Genomic DNA, 17810 nt, shown 5'->3' on the forward strand with positions numbered 1-17810 from the left:
TCTACAGCTCCCAGGCGTGCTCAGCGGAACGGCTCGGCTCCGGGTTATGAGCATGCGGGGTTCTTCATGCTCCGTGCCCCTGCTCTGCCGGTGGACCAGTGGACCGCTCTCACCCGTCCCTCACCGACCGAGCTCTGCGGCGTTGAAGATTCCTCGGTGGACCCCCTGGTCGCCCACACCCGGACCCAACTGCGGGCTCTCGTTGGTACCGACCAGGTCCAGCATGCTCTGACGGCCGCCGGGAGCAGCCTCGTTGACGGGCTGAGCAGGCTCAGCGAAACGGTCCAGCCCGCAAGTGGTTCAGCGGGCAAGGAGGCGGAGAAGAAGATCGGTCGGATTTACGGTGGGGCCCTGCGCTACATCACCCGGATGAGCACCCGCCCTACCCCCTTCGGGGTCTTCTCCGGAATCGGACTCGGAGAGTTCGCCGGCCGGACCACCGCCCGTTTGGGGGCTGAGGCCCTGGCTGAGCAGCGTGTTCGACCGGATATGGGATGGCTGCTGGCCCTGATCAAGCAAGTGGAGGAGGACTCGACGCTCCTGCCGGAGCTTCGGGTCGTGGTCAATGCCTTGGCCTACCCGGCTGGCGAGCGGTTGGTCTTGCCCTGTTCCGATGTCTATGGACAGGAGGACCGGCGTGCGGCCCGCGTACGCGCCTCAACTGCGGTGTCCGCGGTTCTGGAACTGGCCGCCACCCCGCTCCCGTACCGATCCCTCATGGCGGGACTCAACGAGCGGTTCCCTGAGGTGGGGCTTTCGCAGGTGGAAGCCTTCCTGCGGGAACTGGTCGGCCTCAACTTCCTCATCAGTGACCTGCGACCTCCGGTGACCCTGGCACGCCCTGAGGAGCATGTTCTCGACCGCCTCGCCGAGGTGCCTGCGGCCTCGACGTTGGCGATGCGGCTGCGGGAGGTGTCCATGCTCGGGAAGAAAATGACGCGTGGGGACACTGCGACGCTGCGAGAACTGCGAGCCAAGCAACGGGAACTGGTCGCCGGCCGGGATCGGCAGCCATTCCAGCTGGACGCTCGGCTCGACCTCCCCGAGAAGTGTCTCAACGAGCGCGTGGCCATTGAGGTGGCCGATGCCGTGGGTTGCCTGTCCATGCTCAGCCAGGCGGCGGGCGGAGATTACCACCACCTGGCGCAATACCACTCGGCCTTCCTGGAGCGCTACGGCACCGACGTCATGGTTCCCGTCCTGGAGGTACTCAGCCCGGAAGGTGGGCTGGACGCCCCGGAGGGATACACCCGACCGCCACGCGCTTTCCCCCTGCCCGATGTCCCCCAGCCCGACGGATCAGCTCGCAGCCGGGTTCTGATGGCACTGGCGGCCCGAGCCTGGCGCAACGGTGACAGCGAAGTCGAGCTTACGGACGATCTGCTCGCCGAACTGACAGCCGATGCTGCGGACACCGGGAGGACACTGCCGGCGGCGCCGGCGATAGACGCCTATGTGCAGCTGCAGGCAGCCGATCCTTCCAGCCTTGACGCAGGCCGTTGGCGGGCGGTCCTCAACACGGACGGCCTGGCCATGGGAGGCCGGACCTTCGGTCGGTTCTTCGACCTGCTGGGTGCGGACGGCGTCACTAAGCTGCGTGAGTACGCGCTGGCCCGGGAGGCACTGGAGCCCGACGTCGTCCATGCAGAGGTGGCATACCTCCCGCCGGATGGACGGAGCGGCAACGTCACTGTCCGACCCGGACTGCACCAGTACGAGATACCGGTGAACGTGACGCCTTCAGTCGAGGCCGACGACGTCATCAACCTCTCGGATGTCTTCGTCTACGCCACGGACGAGGGCCTGCGTCTGTACTCTGCCCGGCTCGGCAGGGAACTAGTGGCTGTGCAGAACCACATGCTCGCCCCGTTCGCCGCCCCGAATGTCTGCCGATTCATGCTGGAGGTCTCGCAGTCCCGGTGGTCCAGCCCGGCGGGATTCGACTGGGGGCCGGTCGAGGGTGCCCCGTTCCTGCCACGAGTGACACGGGGCAAGGTGGTCCTGCGTCCTGCGGAATGGACGCTCCCCCCTGCCGCGCCGGATCGGGCGAACCCCCGCTCCCTGCACACCACCCAGGACGTGGCACGGTGGCGCGCGGACTGGGCGGTGCCGCGCCATGTCTACCTCGCCGACCATGACAACAGGCTGCTTCTCGATCTGGACCACCCTCTCTGCGTGAAGGAACTGCTGAGCGAGCTCCGAAGTGCCACCGGCACGGTGTCGATTCAGGAGATGCTGCCCGGGCTGGAGGAGCTGTGGCTTCGGGACGAGGACGGGCGTGGCTACCTCTCAGAGGTGGTCATCCCCTTGATCACTCGTGCCGCCGCCGTGCGGCCTGCGCCGGAGCAGGTGCCCGCACGGCTGATGGTGAGTACCGAGCCCGCTACTGATCGGCATCTTCCGGGATCACGATGGTCCTTCCTGAAGTTGTACGCGGCAAAGGATGTCCACGACGAGATCGTCGTGAACCATCTGCGCAAGTTCGTTACGGAGCTGCGCACGACGGGTGAAGCGGACCGGTGGTTCTACATCCGCTATGCCGACCCCATGCCGCATCTGCGGATACGGATCCGGGCCGGAAGCGACCAGGGTGCGGGCCGGGTTCTGACCCGTCTGATGGAATGGGGCAGGGATCTGGTGGAGCGGGGTATTGCCTCCGATCTCCAGGTCGCGGCCTACCATCCGGAAATCGGGCGATACGGAGGCCCGGCGGCATTCGATCCCATCGAGCGGCTGTTTGAAGCCGGGAGCGACCTGAGCTCCGAGCTGCTCTCCATGCTCTGGCACAAGAGCATCGACGCAGACCCTGACCTCGTGACCATCGCCGCGGTAGACGCTCTCTACGCGCAGTGGGGTCTCGATGTCCCCCAACGACTGGCCGCCACCCACACCCCGCTGGAGGACCTGGCGGCCCGCGACCGCTACCGTGCCCAACGGGACTACCTGTGCACGCTGCTGCAGCCCGAGAGCCGCCGTCCGCATGCGCGTGGGCGGGCCCACCACGGCCTGCTCGCTCCGGTCTTCGCCAGACACGCCGCTGCCGCGGCACGAGCGGCATCGGCGGTCGCTGAGGCCGAGGCAGCAGGCGTCCTGCGCGGCAGTCGCGACAGCATCTTGTCGAGCCTGGCGCACATGCAGGTCAACCGGCTCATGCCCATCGACCGCGCCGCGGAGGAACGCTGCTACCTGGTCTGGCGCCAGACCCTGCGCTGTCTGCGGGGCAGGCCGGCATGAGCGCACCGATACCCTCTCCCACCGCCGCGCAACAGATGGCACAGAACCGCAACACCTCGCGTGGTGGGGCGTACTGGCTGTCCGTGGTGAGGGAGTTCTGGCGCCTCAGCCCGCTGCGCGTCACCGGTATGACCGGGCTCACGTGGCTGTCCGCCCTGTTCCCCGCGGTCCAGATCGCCCTGACGGCAAGCGCGGTGCAAGGCGTGGCCGACGTCGCCGGCGGCACGCCGGACGCGATGAATTCCGTGATCTTCGCCGCCACTGCCATGGTCGTCCTCGCCGTCACCAGCCATCTGATCGGCGCAGCGGTGCAGTATCTCGGCACCCTGCTGGAGCTGGAGTTCACCACCAAGATCGGTGAACAGGTCATGCTCAAAGGTACCCAGATGGACCTGCAGACATATGAGGATGCCCATTCCTACGACCGGCTCCAACGGGCCCTCAGAGAGAGCGGCGGGGGCACGGCTTTCCAGATCTTCGATGAAATGGTCCGCACGGTCACCTCTGCCATCTCACTGGTGTCCGTCAGTGCGGTCCTGTTGGCCTGGAACCCATGGATAGCACTGGTGATCATCATCTCGCCGGTGCCCGCACTGATCGCCCACATCGTCTTCAGCAAGCGTGGATACGAGATCGAGTACGACCGGACACAGGACAGGAGACGCACGAACTACTATCAGTCCCTGACCACCACGGACTCGTCCTTCAAGGAAGTCAAGCTCTACCAGCTGGGACCGTATTTCGTTGAGCGGTACCGGATCCTGGTCAATCAGTTCTTCCGGGTGGATCGCGCACTCGCGCGGCGCCAGCAGGGCTGGGCGGCCGGGATGGGCTTGCTGAGCGTCCTCATCTCATCGAGCGCGCTGGTCTTCGCGCTCTTCGACACCGCGGACACCGGCCGCATGGGCGAACTCGCCGGATACCTGGCGGCGATCGGCGCAGTCCAGGCCGCGGCATCCGGCTTGCTGATGGGATTCGCCACCCTGTACCAGAGCACGCTGTTCGTCGGGGACCTCTTCGACTACCTACGCCTTCCGGACAACGGAATCAGTGGCGGATCCCGCGCATTCCCCGAGAAGCTGAAAAAGGGAATCGAATTCCGGAATGTATCGTTCCGATACCCGGGCACCGACGTGACCGCACTGGAAGACTTCAGCTGCTTCATCCCGGCCGGTACGTGCTGCGCCCTGGTGGGGCAGAACGGCGCAGGGAAGAGCACCGTCGTCAAGCTCCTGTCCCGGCTCTACGCTCCGACCAGTGGCCAGATCCTCATCGACGACATACCGATCGAAGAATACGACACGGACGATCTTCAGCGGAACATAGGGGTTGTCTTCCAGGACTTCATCCGATACGAGATGACCGCCCGGGAAAACATCGGTTTCGGCCGAGTGGAAGATATGACCAACGCGGGCCGGGTGCGAACCGCAGCCGCCGCCAGTGGCGCGGATGCCGTGATCTCGCGGCTGCCGGACGGGTACGACACGATCCTTGGGCGTCATTTCGAGGACGGCAGGCAGCTGTCCGGCGGTCAGTGGCAGAAGATGGCGATCTCCCGGGCCTTCATGCGAAGTGCTCCGATCGCGATCCTGGACGAGCCTACTGCCTCCATCGACGCGGAAGCCGAGTCCGAGATATTTGCGGGACTTCGGGATCTTTACGGGAAGGCCACGTCGCTAGTGATCTCGCACCGGTTCTCCACCGTGCGCATAGCGGACAAAATCATGGTCCTGGACGGCGGGAAACTCATCGAGGACGGATCGCACGACGAACTGATGAAGGCCGGCGGAACATATGCCTACCTGTTCAGCCTCCAGGCCGAGGCATACCTGGCAGATGGCTGACAATGCCTGGCGCCGCCTGCCTTCCTCCCTCTCTTGCCCGACCTCTTATTGCCCTGTCCCGAAAGTGAGGTAAATCGTGCTCGCGACACCACAAGCACGAGCAGCCCAGCCGAGAGTCTCCGTCCTCTATCCCCTGATGGCTTACGATCTCGACGACCTCGCCCGGTTCGCCCGGGCCGTCCAGGACTTCGGCCTGGATCGGCTCTACCTGGGCCAGTCCACCCTCGTGGAGAGTCACCAGGCAGTCGCATACCTGGCAGGGATGGGCCTGCGCGTACCCGTTGGACTCAGCGTGGCGCTGACCCCGCTACGGCACCCGATGGACGCCGCGGTCCAGGCGCGCTCCCTGGCCGTCCTCACCGGCAGCGAGGTCGTCGCGGGATATGGGATAGGGGATCCTGACTTCGTCGCCTCGCTGCGGGGGGAACGGTACGCAAGCCCGCGAACCGCCATCGCCGAGTATCTGTCCATCATGCGGGGGCTGCTGGACGGCGATGCCGTGGAGTTTCGCGGCGAGTACTTCTCCATGGATGACGGCCTCCACCAGATACCGAATCCCGGCGTCTCCCTCGGAGCGGGACTGCTGCGTCCGAAGATGGCGCATACGGTCGGTCAGACCGCAGACGTCGCCATCACCCTCCTCACTCCGCCGGCTTACCTCTCGAAGACCCTGCGGCCCGCTCTGCGAGAAGGCGCGGAATCCGTCGGACGTGCGGTGCCACGAGTCGCCACGATCGTCTCAGCCGCGTTGGAGCGACCGTCCCGGGATCCTCGAAAGCTGGCCTACGCGGCCCATGAGTCCCACCTTTCCGGCCCTCACTATGCGGCCATGCTGCGCGCCGCCGGCCTCAGGGTGGATCCAGGCGATCCCTGGGCTGGGGCCAAGTCGTTGGTGGAAGGCGGAGTATTTGCCTATGGCACACCCGAGAGCCTCTCTGCACAGGTCGCCGAGTACCAGCTCCACGGGGAGGATGAGATAGTCCTCAATGTCCTCGGCGTTCTTCTCACCGAAGGAGTCGATGCCGCGCTGGCCGACCTCGCAACCATGGTGCACTCCATCAGGGGAGACAGCAGCATTGATTCCGGCGTGACCCAAACCCTCCACCGAGTTCACTAGGGACCATGATTCAGCTCTTCATCGAAGCCACGTTCTGGCTGTGTTTCGACAGCATCCTCTGGATCACCAGGAGACGCATCACCAAACGTCGTACTGCCCGATTGGTCGCCGCTTTCCATCGCGGTGAAACCATTCGCATTCCCTGCATGGCAGGCTTCCTGGGCGAGGGCCTTGAGAAAAGGTCTCGCGTGCTGATCGTGAGCCACGGGGAGGTCCGGATTGCGGATCGGTGGCGAACGGGATCCGGCGACGTCATCAGTCCGTCGGCGGTCACGGTGGATCAATGCTCCGAGCGCTCCGCAATCATGACGTGCGATGTGGGGAACAGCAGGCTCGAGATAGTGCTCCCCACCCAGGAGCAGACATTGGTGGAGATCATCACCCGGTCGGTCCGCGGCCAAGGCTGACGAGACGATCCGGCAGTGCTCGATCACGTTTGGGCCCGAGTGCGCCGCTGTTCTGCGCCACCGTCAGCCGAAACCGGGCCACCAGTGGCATCTGCTCGAGGCCTTCGCCCGGCCTGCCACTTCGCAGATGGGTCCGATATATCCTAGGTTCAGCCTGCTGATCCCATACGGTGGTATTTAGCGGAAAGCGAGAGTATGGGGTGCAGGTGCGGCTGAGCAGGGCGGATGTGGGACTGAGTGCGGGCACCGTCGTACTCGGTGTAGCGGACGCCGTCACCGCACGCCATGTCTCCGATTTCGGTCTCCTCGCCGACGACCTCTGGGTCGAAGTCGCGATCGCCGGCGTTCTCGGCCTTCTCCTGCTGTTCCGCCGCTTCTGGCCCCTTCCTGTGGCAGCGGCGGTGATCGTCGGGGACTTGCTCGCGTACGCACCGGCCGCCCTCGCCCTGGCCATGTTCACCGTTGCCAGGCAGGTCCGCCCCCCTGCCTGGCTGTGGGGCACCGTCGGCACAGCCTTGGTGCTGCACGCGCTCGCCATGGGCTGCCCGTGCGCAGGCGTGGCCAGCCGTACGGTCTCCCAACTGCTCGGATTCGTGGCAGTGCCGGCACTCGCGGGGCTGTACCTGCGAACCCGCCACGAACTGGCTGGGCTGATCGCTGAGGAGAACCGCGAGCGGGCCATTGTGCAGGAGCGCTCCCGGATCGCCAAGGAGATGCACGACGTCGTTGCCCACCGGGTCAGCCATATGGTGCTGCGGGCCGGCGCGATCGAAGTGGCCGCCGACCGGGGCACCGCCTGGGTGGCCCAAGAAGCCTGCGCCATCGCCGACACTGGACGCGAGGCCGTCGAGGAGCTCCACACCATCCTCGGCGTGCTCTCCACCGGCTCCACAGCCCCAGCGCCCCGGGCCCCCCAGCCCACACTGGAGAACCTCCCGGACCTCGTCACCGACGCCCAGGCGATCGGCCTGCCTACCACCCTGACCATGCAGGGCACGGCTCCCGACGAACTCCCGCCAGACACACAGCGCACTGTGTACCGGCTGGTCCAAGAGGCGCTCACCAACGCCGCGAAATACGCACCCGGCGCCCGCACCCGCGTCAGTCTCGAACGCCTCCCGGGCGCCGTGCGGCTGGACATCGTCAACGAACGGCCCCCGCAGCGCGGCACGTCCCCCCTCCCCAGCGGCGGGTTCGGCCTCATCGGCATGCGGGAACGCGTTGACTTGCTCGGCGGCACCTTCCACTCCGGCGCCACTCCCGAAGGCGGCTTTCGGGTACAGGCATACATCCCGGTCACCGGACCGGCACACGCACCCCACAAGGAGTCGGCCCCTTGATCACCATCCTGATCTCCGACGACGACGCCGTGGTCCGCGCCGGACTGCGCACCATCCTGGAGTCAGCCGACGACATCACTGTCATCGGCGAGGCCGCCGACGGCGAGGACGCCCTCACCCAGGCCCGGGCCCTCACCCCCGAAGTCGTACTCATGGACATCCGCATGCCCCGCCTCGACGGCCTGACCGCCACGCGACGTCTGACCACCATGCCCGATCCGCCCAAGGTGATCATCCTGACCACCTTCACCCTCGACGAATACGTCGACGAGGCCGTACAGGCCGGCGCCTCGGGCTATCTCCGCAAGGACACCCAGCCCAGAGACCTCATCCACGCCGTACGCAGCGTCGCTGCCGGAGACGCAGTGCTGTCCCCCTCCGTCACCCGGCGAGTCCTCTCCACCGCTCATACCGCCAGACCAGCCGTCGACCCCGCCCTGCGCGCACGCCTCGGCACCCTGACCCCGCGCGAACGGGAAGTCCTCGTCCTGGTCGGCCAAGGACTGTCCAACGCCTCTATCTCCGCCACCTTGTTCATGTCGGAATCCACTGTGAAAGCCCACGTCAGCAACGTGCTGTCCAAACTCGGTGCCGACAACCGCGTCCAGGCCGCGATCCTCTCCCACCAAGCGGGACTCACCAACGAGTGAACCGCCCCGGACCGGCCAGAGATCCCGGGCACCCCGTCCTCTTCACCGACTGGCTCGCCAGTCCTGTTTCGGGTCGCGAAGCGGCTCGAGAGCGCCGCGACCTCGTCCTCGTCCTCGCCGCGCGGGGAGTCGTTCACGCGCGCGTCCAGGTCGCCCGCGCTGTGAGCGACCCAGAAGGTTTGTATCGCGTCACTGCTCACGGCAGTGGCCCATGGGATCGGCTTCTACCGCCGTGACCGCCGAACCGGCCCCCCGACTGTTACGCGCAAAGGGCAGGAGGGGGTCAGGGCGCCTCCCTGGGCCTCGTGGCACCGCCGCTCAGCCCGCGTCGTGGGCCTTTGATCAATAGCCCTCCGACCAATGCAGCGATCAGCAGGGCTCCGGCCGACATGTACAGAACTCCGAGGCCGGCGCCTTCCAGCGTATGCAGGCCAGCCGACCCACCGACCAGGGCGGCAGCGGCTGAATCGCCCAGCTCCTGGCCCGTGATGGCGAGGGCCGCCCGACCGCCGGAGTCCTGCGGGGCGATGCCTTCGGTGACGGTCGAGTAGAGCACCGTGCCGGCCATCCCCAGCCCGAAGCCAAGGCAGATCATGCCGGGGAGGGCCCCGTAGAGGGAGGCCATGCCCAGACTGATGAGCAGTACACCTACCGCGGCGAGTAGCAGACCCGGCACCAGCAAAACGCGGGGCGCGATACGGGGCAACCAGGCGGAGACCAGCAGGGAGCCGATGACGAAGGAGCCGGCCATCACCAAGAACGCCACGAGGCCGAGCCAGGGCCCGACGGACCACAGGAATTCGCCGAGCATCGGGACCGCGAAGGCGAGGGCGAGTCCGTTCAGGAACAGGGTGATCAGTGCGCCGAGACGCTCTCGGGCCCCCGTGTCGTACGACGGCAGGATCGCGCCGCCCTCGGTCCTCGTCTGCCGCCAGAAGAAGGCCGCCATCAGGAGGACGCCACTGGTGAGGCAGAGGGGGATCAAAGGAGTCCCCCAGCCGAGTATCGTCGACCGGTCGATGGAGAAGATGACGGCCGCGACTGCGAGTGTGCCCAGGAGCGCGCCGGGTGCGTCGAATCCAGCCTGGGTGCGGTCCGGTAGGTCACGGACCAGGGTGGCTGTGCCGACGAGGGCGATGACGGCCAGGAGGACAGTGACGAACAGCAACACCCGCCACGGCAGGACCTGGGCGAGCGGCACCGCCAGGAAGAGGCTCAGCGCTGCACCCCCCAGACCTACCAGGGAGTAGACCCCGAAAGCCTTCGCACGCGCGCTCGGCTCGGTGAAGAGGGCGGCGACCAGTGCGAACGAGGCCGGGGTGATCAGGGCCGCGAAGACTCCCTGGGCGATGTACCCCCAGAGCATCATGTCGGGGTTGGCGGCCGAGGCTTGGACCGCGGTGGCCATGGCGAAGCCGGTCAGGCCGATGAGGAGCGTCGTCTTGCGCCCGATGAGGTCCGCAAGGTGTCCTCCGACGAAGAGCAGCGCACCGAAGGCCGCAAAATGGGCAGTGACCATCCACTCCCGGGACGAAGCGTCCGATCCGAGGTCTCTCAGGGCGTCATACAGCAGCACGGTGGTCGCCGACGTTGCGAGCACCACGGCCAGTTGCGCGATCGTTGCCATCGCCAGGCCCCACCCGCGCCGCAGGTGTGAGCCGTTACTGTCTCCAGCCGGGACGAAGGGTCGGCCGGGCGGGCCCGCGGGTGCCGGTGGCGCCTGCGGTCCGTATCCCGGCGCGGCACCGAAGTGCGCCGGGCCCGTGGGAGAGTACGCGGACGGGGCATGGAGGGGCGGCGTCAGGGGGTAGGCGGTCGGCTGGGGCCCAGCCACTCCAGGAAAGGCCTGCAACCGCGGGTCCGGCTGCGGACCCCGGATCTCGGGGGTGAAGTCCAGCAACTGTGCTGCCTTGCGGCCAAGTTGCGCCAGCACCGGCCCCGGCAGCCACTCCTCGGCCCGGTGCGTCACCGTGCGCTCGACCACCTGGGCGGGTGTGGGCCGCAACGCCGGATCCTTGGCCAGGCACTCGCTTACGAGATCGACGAGCGAGTCCGGTACGCCGGTCAGGTCCGCCTCCTCCTCGGCGATCCGGAAGAGGTGGGCATTGAGACCGGTGTCCGTGGCGCCGAAGAGGAGGCGGCCGGTGGCGGCGTAGACGAGGACCGCACCGAGGCAGAACATGTCGTTGGCGGCGGTGAGTTCATGCCCCCTGACCTGCTCCGGGGACATGAAGCCGGGCGAGCCGATCAGCATGCCGGTGCGGGTGAGAAGGCTGTCCCCGCCGATACTGTCGAGTGCCCGCGCGATACCGAAGTCGATGACACGGGGCCCGTCCACGGTGACGAGGACATTGGACGGCTTGAGGTCGCGGTGGATCAGCCCCGCCTCGTGCACGGCCTGCAGGGCGAGGGCGAGGCGGTTGGCGAGGATGTGGACCGAGTGCTCGGGCAGCGGCCCGAAGTCCTTGCCGACCACGGTGGTCAAGTCGGGGCCCGGGATGTACTGGGTGGCGACCCAGGGCACGGCCGCCTCGGTATCAGCATCCAGGACGGCGGCAGTCCAGTTGCCGCCCACCCGCCGGGCAGCGGCAACCTCGCGGGTGAACCGCCTGCGGAATTCGGGATGCTGGGCATGCTCCGCCTGCACGACCTTCACCGCGACCGTGCGGCCGAGATCGGACCGCCCCAGATAGACGAGGCCCATGCCGCCCTCCCCCAGGCGGGCGATCAGACGGTAGGGGCCGATGTGTGTGGGGTCCTGCCCCGTCAGCTGTTCCACGGCGGCCAGGTCAGCCCTTCACGTAGGGGCTCAGGTGGTGGCACAGCTTCACGAAGAGGTCGAGGTTGGGGATGACGAACGAACTCGCGGACTCCGGGGCCGTCGACCGCTTCTGGTGGCCGTTGAACATGAAGGAGCCGAGAGTGAAGCCGATCTCATTGATCTCGGTCCAGGCGATCGAGTACTTCTTGTCGGAGACGCCGTGCCGGTCGAGCGTGTAGGGACCGAACTTCACCTGCTCGCCCTGCTGGATGCGCGCGATCGTCCCGGGCAGCTGCGCGGTGGTGACTTGCGCCTGGATGTGGTCACCCCAGAGGTGCGGGTAGAGGAACCCGGCGCCGCCCGTCCACGAGGTGATGCCGAGCGCCATCTTGTCCCCCTTGAACAGAGGGGGCTTGCCGTACCCGATGTTGAGGGCGTTGCCCTCCGGATCGACCAGGACCGAACAGGCTTCCACAGCAGCGCCGTTGACGGTGCGGCGGTACTGAAGGACCCGCACGGTTCCGTAGTCGTACGCGGCCAAGAAGCCTTCCGGCGACGTCACGGCCAGGCCGCCCGAGAAGAAGTAGAGCCTCCAGTCTCGCGACTTCTTCCACCGGCGGCCCTGCCCCGGCGCGAACGTCTTGATCCAGTCGCCCAGTCCGCGTTGGGCAGCGAGGGCGGCTGCCGGCGCGGACGGCCGCTCGGCGTAGAGGTGTTCTATCTCGTCAGTGGCCACGCGGCGATCCCCCTGGATGAATCTACGGAAACCCAAAGGTAACTCAACTGCCTTAGAACGAGAGGCGATTCAGTGTTGCAGAGGCACCACGTGTACAGCCCCTCGCCCCCTACGACGAAGCCCTCAACCAGCGGGAGTTGATCGCATACTCCCTTCGCACCGATGCCTTCGCTCTTGAACGTGATCGGCACTCCGATCAGCCCGGTCTTCAGGGTCGCTTTGAGGCCGACGACCTTCAGCGGCAGCTTCTGGAGTTGGGCCGGGGCGGCGGTCAGCGTGGTCGCGCCGGTGGGGGCCTGGGAGTAGACCTGATCGGGCCAGTCACAGACCGGGGCGGGCCGGGCCTTCTCGTTGAACACGAGCCCGTAGGGGCATGTGTGGCGGGTGGGCCTGTAGGCGTTGTCGCAGATCCAGAACGTCGACGGGTCGCTGAGGTGCTGGAAGCCCGGATCGCCCGGTCGATCTCCGCGCCAGTACGCGTCACGACGACGGGCCGCTCGCCCCTGAGGGAGGCGGGCAGAATCTCACGGTCCTCGTTCCGCAGGATCATGGTCGGCCCGCCCGGGACGACGAGCACGGCATCCAACCGTCGGAGCAGGACAGCCAGGAGGTCCATGATCCCGTCCCCTCCGAAGCGGTTGAAGGTGATGTTGGTCGGGCTGCTGAAGTACACACCCGCCTCCTCCCGGTCGATCGGCAGCAGGGTGCCGTCCAGGATCACGAAGGCCTTCGCCCGTACGGTCTTCATCGCCTCGGTCTAGGCAGGGCCTGACGGCCGGCAGGCAGCCGTCGCCACCGGGTCCCGATCTCTCGCTGCCGGGCACGGAGCCGCGTGGTCAGGTAATACAGGGTGCCGCTGGACAGGTCGATCGACGAGGGGTGGACAAGCACGCGAAGCTCCTGGCGGACACGGGTGATCTTGGTTGAGGATCCGTCTACCAGGAGCTCCGTCGTTCCGTACAGCTGACAACCTCCAACACCTCACCGCCGCAGCCAGGTTGGAAAAGGCTCAGTTCTGGCGGAAGCGGTGGATGGACGGGTCGTAGTGGGGGGCGGGGAAGCGGTCGCCGGTGATCGTGTCGGGGACGGGGGTGCCGGGGGTGGTGGTCAGCGGAATCCAGCCCGCCCAGGATTCGACCTGGTCGTCCTTGGGTTCGTCACGGGCGAAACCCTCGCGGACCTTCATCGAGAACTCCGTGATCGGCATGGTCAGGCAGGCGGTGTACCGGGCTTCCTCGACGTTGGGCCGGCGGGCGGCATACGGGCCGGACAACCGGCCGGGAATGACGCTCTCCACGACGTCGGCGAGGGCGTCCGCGCGTTCCTGCTCGTCCTCGATCGCCGTGGCGGTCCCGAAGATCATGGCGGAGCGGTAGGCGGCCGAGTGGTGGGAGGAGGCCCGGCCCAGGATCACGCCGTCGATCAGGGTCGCGGTCACGCACAGCGGCGCGCCGGACGCGGCGGTGGTGATGAAGCGGCCGAACGCGGAGCCGTGCAGGAGGAGTTGATCACCCACCCGCATGTGGAGGGTGGGGATGACCACCGGGCCGAGATCGGTGTTGAAGCCGACATGGACGGCGAGGGCCTCGTCGAGGATCGCGTAGACCGCGTCCCTGTCGTAGGTGACCCGCTCGGGATACCGATTCGCAGTAGTACGCTCTGTGGCCGACATCTACGTAAATGTACGGTCTTGGCCATAATGGCTCGGGTTGAGACGCCACTGAATACCTCCATTGGCCCCAACGCTGCCGACGACAAGGGCCTGGTTCAGCGGCCTGCCGAACGATCCGCGACCAGCGGAGGAACTCCGCCAACCTGCCTGGCGCGAGGTGGGTCAGCGCGGGCTGCGCACTCGGCGGAGCCGATGTTCTCGCAGCCGCGCGGCTCTTCGGCGCAGCTCCGCGGACAGGTCTCGGGCCATCTCCTGGGTCGCCGCTGGCGTGCCGTGGTGGCCCGTGGCAGCCAGGCTGGTGAGGCGGGTGATCGTGGCGTCCGCGTAGGCGATGGTTCCGACGAGCGAGTCCAGGCGGCCGGCCAGGCGGGCCGTGGTACTGCCCGGGCGGGGTGGGAAGAGGCGGCGGATGATCACGGTGTCGTAGGCGGCGTCCATGGCCTCGGTCACCTGGTGACGGCGCTCGGTCCAGGCGTCCCCGGCAGCTTCGAGCAGGTCGGCGACGCTGCGCACCGCCCCTGCGACGGCCCGCCGTTCCGCTCTCCCGGGACGGCGCAGCGCGTCGGTCAGGGAGAGCAGCATCAGCGGGCACACTGGGCAGAGGGCTGGCTCCATCTGCGCACAGGACGCGGGCCGCGCCCGGTGCCGGAGGAAGACCTCCAGGGCGTGGCCATCATGCTCGGGAAACATCCTGGCCGACTGGTCACAGAGCGCCGCCGGGGCTGTCGCGCAGGATCGGGAGGCAGGCCACCGTCCGCCCACCACCTCCGAGAGCACCCGCAGTCCGACCCAGGCGGTGACCTCCTTCCGCGACGAGAACGTGATCGGCCCGATCTCGAAGTACGCCCGCGCCTCCCGCGAACTGCGGGTACCGCTAGTTCCGGACGGCTAGGGCCGGTTCGGCCGACTGGACGTCGTGATCTGGCTGTCTCCTCCCTGAGGAGGAGGCCGGACCGGGCCGCAGGTCCCGGACCAGGGGTGGACGGGACCGGGGTCCTCGTGCCCTTGGGCGATGTGCCGTACCAGGGCGGGTTCCTAGCCTCGGGGCATGCGATCACACGAAGCGGACGATGCTCAAGGAGACCCCGTGACCACTGTCAGCCCCGCCGCTCGCCGCGCCTTGGCCGTGGGCCTCACTCTCGCCGCCTGCCTCACGTCCTCCCCCGTCCTGGCCACGGCCGCCGAGACCCCCGCCCAGGACAGCTCCGGGGCCGGACTGGACCGCTACTACCGCCAGCACCTCGGCTGGGGCAGCTGCATCGAGGGCCCCGACGACACCACGGGCCGCGATCTGGACCAGGCAGGCGTGCAGTGCGCGGACGTGACCGTGCCCCTGGACTACGCCGACCCCCGGGGGCGCACGATCACCGTGGCGATCTCCCGGCTCAAGGCCACCGACACCCGCCACCGCATCGGCGCGATCCTCCTCAACAACGGCGGTCCGGGCGGTCCCGCGCTCCAGTCCCCGCCGCAGGCCCGTGCGTCGATGAAGGAGGTCGGCGCGCGCTACGACATCGTCGGCTTCGACCCGCGCTTCATCGGGCGCAGCACCGCGCTGGACTGCGGCTTGCCCGTCGGCATGACCTGGCTGTCCGCCGGCACCGGCCGGGCGGGCTTCGACCGCCAGGTCGCCCTGCAGAAGAGCCTGGCCGACAAGTGCCGGGCCACCGACGCCGCCGTGCTCCCGCACATCACCACCCGCAACACGGCCCGCGACATGGACGTCATCCGCGGCACGCTCGGCGAGCGGAAGATCTCCTTCCTGGGCTACTCGTACGGCACCTACCTGGGCACGGTCTACACGCAGATGTTCCCCGGCCGCCACGACCGGATGGTGCTGGACGGTGCGATCAACCCGAGCGACTACCACCCCCGGCTGCTGAAGGGCACCGAGCGCGAGAACGAGAAGGCGCTGTCCGACTGGGCCGCCTGGGCCGCGGAGCACCACGACACCTACGGCCTCGGCCGCAGCCGCCCCGAGGTGCTCGCCGCCGTCGACCGCATCGTCGCGGCGGCCGCGCGCGGTCCGCTGACCATCGGCGCCGGCGCCGATGCCTTCCGGATCGACGACAGCCAGGTGCCCCTCCTCCTCTTCTCGGGCATCGCGGACGACACCGCCCCGGCGCGGGCGTCGTTCGGCGAGCTGGTTTCCGTACTGGCCAAAGCCGCGGAGGGCCGGCCGACGACGGTGCCGCCGATGCTCGTCCCGGAGCTCCGGTACGTGCTGCGCGGTGAGGGCGAGCCCACCGGCGCGCAGTCCGCCGTCATCTGCGGGGACGTGGCCGCCGCGCGCGATCCCGAGATCTACTGGCGGGACATCGAGCGCAACCGCATCGCGCACCCGCTGTTCGGCCCTCTGACCAACAACATCAACCCGTGCGCCTTCTGGGACTCGCCGCGCGAAGAGCCCACCCGGGTGCGGCGCGATGCCCCTGCACTGATCGTCGCCGCCACCGGTGACCCGCGTACGACGTACAAGGGAAGCGTCGAGCTGCACAAGCAGCTGCCGAGCTCCAGGCTGGTCACCCTCGAAGGCGCCAACCGGCACGCTCTCTTCGGGCGCTACGGCAACGCGTGCGTGGACGACCAGGTCAACCGGTACCTGGCCACCGGCAAGCTGCCGGCGAGGGACCGGACCTGCGTCAAGCAGGCGGGGTAGCGGCCCGCGGTTCACGTTCCGAGTGCGCGGGCCAGCAGCATTCTGCGGTTCTTCGTCGCGGTCTTGGCGAACACCGACTTGAGGTGGTCCTGCCCGGTGTGCTCGGAGACGAACATCTGGCGGGCCACCGTGCGGCTGTCCCGCCCTTCACCAGATGGCTGTCACCGCGCCTGCGCGGCATGTGCGGCCCGTGCCCGGTGTTGGACGACTCTCTGCGTGGCGATGAAGCGGGGTGGGGGCGAGGACGGCGGCGACGGACTGGTCGACGCCGCTACGAGAAGGCCGTCGGCTCCTACGAATCTGTGGTCACCCTCGCATCGCTCCTGCTCTGGGCCAGATCAATTTGAAGACGGACCCGCACCACCAGTACGACGAAGGGCCCTCCCGGCTCACCACGGGGAGGCCCTTCCGGCGCCCGTCACTCACGGTGCCGCAGCCGCCTTACGGTCACCCGGCAGGGGTGGACGTGCACTGGGGGTGGTTGATGCAGTTGAGATTGGCGCCTTCGAGGTTGGCGCCGGTGAGGTCGGCTTCGGCGAGGTCGGCCTCGGCGAGATTGGCGCGCCTGAGATCAGCGCTGGCGAAGACCGTGTGACGGGCCTTGGCGCTGGAGAGGTTGGCGCCCTCAAGGTTGGCGCTCTGGGCGTTGGCGTTGTCGAGGTTGGCACTGAAGAGGAGGGCGCCCGTTGCCTTCACGCCGGTGAGCTTGGCTTCGGTGAGGTTCGCCTCGGTGAGGTTCGTGTCGGTGAGGGTGGCGTCGGTGAGGTCCGCGGCGGAGAGGTTGGCCCCAAGGAGGTTCGCCCCGGCGAGGTCAGCCTCGGTGAGGTCGGGCTTGACACTGGGGTTGTCTGTACGCCACTGGTTCCACTCCGCCACGCTCCTTTTGAGCAGAGCGACTTGGTCGGCATCGGCTCGCTGAGAGGCGACGGCCACGCTGAGGGTGGGGGTGGCGTAGGCCGGGGGGACGGTCAGCGCGTAACCGGAGAGGATGAGCGCGGCGATTACGTTACGGCGGATGGTGGTGTTCGTTCGCATCCTGAATTCCTTTCGATTGGGCGAGGTTCCCGTTGGATGACGTGAACAACTCCAAGCCTGCCCCCCCGTAATAGTCCCTCTCACCTTTGAGGGATGGGAGCCACTCTTTTGGTCGCGACCACGGTCCTGCGAATGTGTGATAAATGGCTCGCACCCCGCGGGCGGTAAAGGGTGGGCGGAGGAGCCGGCCCGCTGAGACTACTGCTGCGCATTTTAAAAGGGAATGCGCCACAGTGGAATTGCTTGACGAAATTCAATTTAAGGCCACCACCCTTATTTCCAAATAGCGAGAGGGCTAAGGGTTATCCCGTTACTACTCGTCGGGCGTGCTGCTGAACACGTGGGCGGGCTGCCG

Annotated in this window: 13 protein-coding genes and 2 pseudogenes; 7 read left to right on the forward strand and 8 right to left on the reverse strand. The window is 67.6% G+C overall.

Features of this window, described 5'->3' with window-relative positions; all coding sequences use genetic code 11:
* Positions 1-156: 156 nt before the first annotated feature.
* From OHU74_RS00895 to OHU74_RS00920, 6 genes are all read left to right on the forward strand, one after another.
* Complete coding sequence (locus OHU74_RS00895; RefSeq protein ID WP_371614065.1) at positions 157-3234, forward strand: lantibiotic dehydratase; 3078 nt, start codon at positions 157-159, stop codon at positions 3232-3234.
* Positions 3231-5078, forward strand: coding sequence for an ABC transporter ATP-binding protein (locus OHU74_RS00900; RefSeq protein WP_371614066.1), 1848 nt, complete (start codon positions 3231-3233; stop codon positions 5076-5078). The genes OHU74_RS00895 and OHU74_RS00900 overlap by 4 nt, the downstream gene beginning before the upstream one ends.
* A gap of 136 nt (positions 5079-5214) precedes the next feature.
* A complete protein-coding gene (locus OHU74_RS00905) occupies positions 5215-6195 on the forward strand; it encodes an LLM class flavin-dependent oxidoreductase (protein ID WP_371614067.1) in 981 nt (326 codons plus the stop codon).
* Between the two features lie 5 nt (positions 6196-6200).
* The gene (locus OHU74_RS00910; protein ID WP_371614068.1) at positions 6201-6602 is read left to right on the forward strand and encodes a hypothetical protein; all 402 of its coding nucleotides are present in this window, start codon (positions 6201-6203) and stop codon (positions 6600-6602) included.
* A gap of 227 nt (positions 6603-6829) precedes the next feature.
* Positions 6830-7942 (forward strand): sensor histidine kinase, encoded by a 1113-nt coding sequence (locus tag OHU74_RS00915; protein WP_371614069.1) that lies wholly within the window; start codon positions 6830-6832, stop codon positions 7940-7942.
* Positions 7939-8592: a response regulator gene (locus OHU74_RS00920; protein ID WP_371614070.1), complete on the forward strand. Its 654-nt coding sequence runs from the start codon at positions 7939-7941 to the stop codon at positions 8590-8592. The genes OHU74_RS00915 and OHU74_RS00920 overlap by 4 nt, the downstream gene beginning before the upstream one ends.
* A 283-nt stretch (positions 8593-8875) precedes the next feature.
* On the opposite strand, the gene OHU74_RS00925 is transcribed toward OHU74_RS00920, so the two are convergent.
* The 6 genes and pseudogenes from OHU74_RS00925 to OHU74_RS00950 form a co-directional block, all read right to left on the reverse strand.
* Entirely contained in the window at positions 8876-11371 is a 2496-nt protein-coding gene (locus tag OHU74_RS00925) for a bifunctional serine/threonine protein kinase/MFS transporter (protein WP_371614071.1), read from the reverse strand.
* Between the two features lie 10 nt (positions 11372-11381).
* Positions 11382-12089, reverse strand: a complete 708-nt coding sequence (locus OHU74_RS00930) for a DUF6585 family protein (protein ID WP_371614072.1) — start codon at positions 12087-12089, stop codon at positions 11382-11384.
* A pseudogene (locus tag OHU74_RS00935) lies at positions 12071-12508 on the reverse strand (chitin binding peritrophin-A domain-containing protein); the annotation flags it as partial. The pseudogene OHU74_RS00935 and the gene OHU74_RS00930, both read right to left, overlap by 19 nt.
* A gap of 239 nt (positions 12509-12747) precedes the next feature.
* Positions 12748-12980 (reverse strand): annotated as a pseudogene (locus OHU74_RS00940) (IS5/IS1182 family transposase); the annotation flags it as partial.
* A gap of 118 nt (positions 12981-13098) precedes the next feature.
* Positions 13099-13761, reverse strand: a complete 663-nt coding sequence (locus OHU74_RS00945; protein ID WP_371614073.1) for a pyridoxamine 5'-phosphate oxidase family protein — start codon at positions 13759-13761, stop codon at positions 13099-13101.
* A gap of 162 nt (positions 13762-13923) precedes the next feature.
* Positions 13924-14343, reverse strand: a complete 420-nt coding sequence (locus OHU74_RS00950) for a hypothetical protein (RefSeq protein ID WP_371614074.1) — start codon at positions 14341-14343, stop codon at positions 13924-13926.
* 505 nt (positions 14344-14848) lie between these two features.
* On the opposite strand from OHU74_RS00950, the gene OHU74_RS00955 reads away from it, so the two are divergent.
* The gene (locus tag OHU74_RS00955; RefSeq protein WP_371614075.1) at positions 14849-16420 is read left to right on the forward strand and encodes an alpha/beta hydrolase; all 1572 of its coding nucleotides are present in this window, start codon (positions 14849-14851) and stop codon (positions 16418-16420) included.
* A gap of 11 nt (positions 16421-16431) precedes the next feature.
* Here OHU74_RS00955 and OHU74_RS00960 read toward each other — a convergent pair whose 3' ends face one another.
* Together OHU74_RS00960 and OHU74_RS00965 are read right to left on the reverse strand one after the other, a co-directional pair.
* Positions 16432-16548, reverse strand: coding sequence for a two-component response regulator (locus OHU74_RS00960; protein ID WP_371614076.1), 117 nt, complete (start codon positions 16546-16548; stop codon positions 16432-16434).
* A gap of 319 nt (positions 16549-16867) precedes the next feature.
* Positions 16868-17455: a pentapeptide repeat-containing protein gene (locus OHU74_RS00965; RefSeq protein ID WP_371614077.1), complete on the reverse strand. Its 588-nt coding sequence runs from the start codon at positions 17453-17455 to the stop codon at positions 16868-16870.
* Positions 17456-17810 lie beyond the last annotated feature (355 nt).

The sequence above is a fragment of the Streptomyces sp. NBC_00454 genome (assembly GCF_041434015.1).
Classification (GTDB): domain Bacteria; phylum Actinomycetota; class Actinomycetes; order Streptomycetales; family Streptomycetaceae; genus Streptomyces.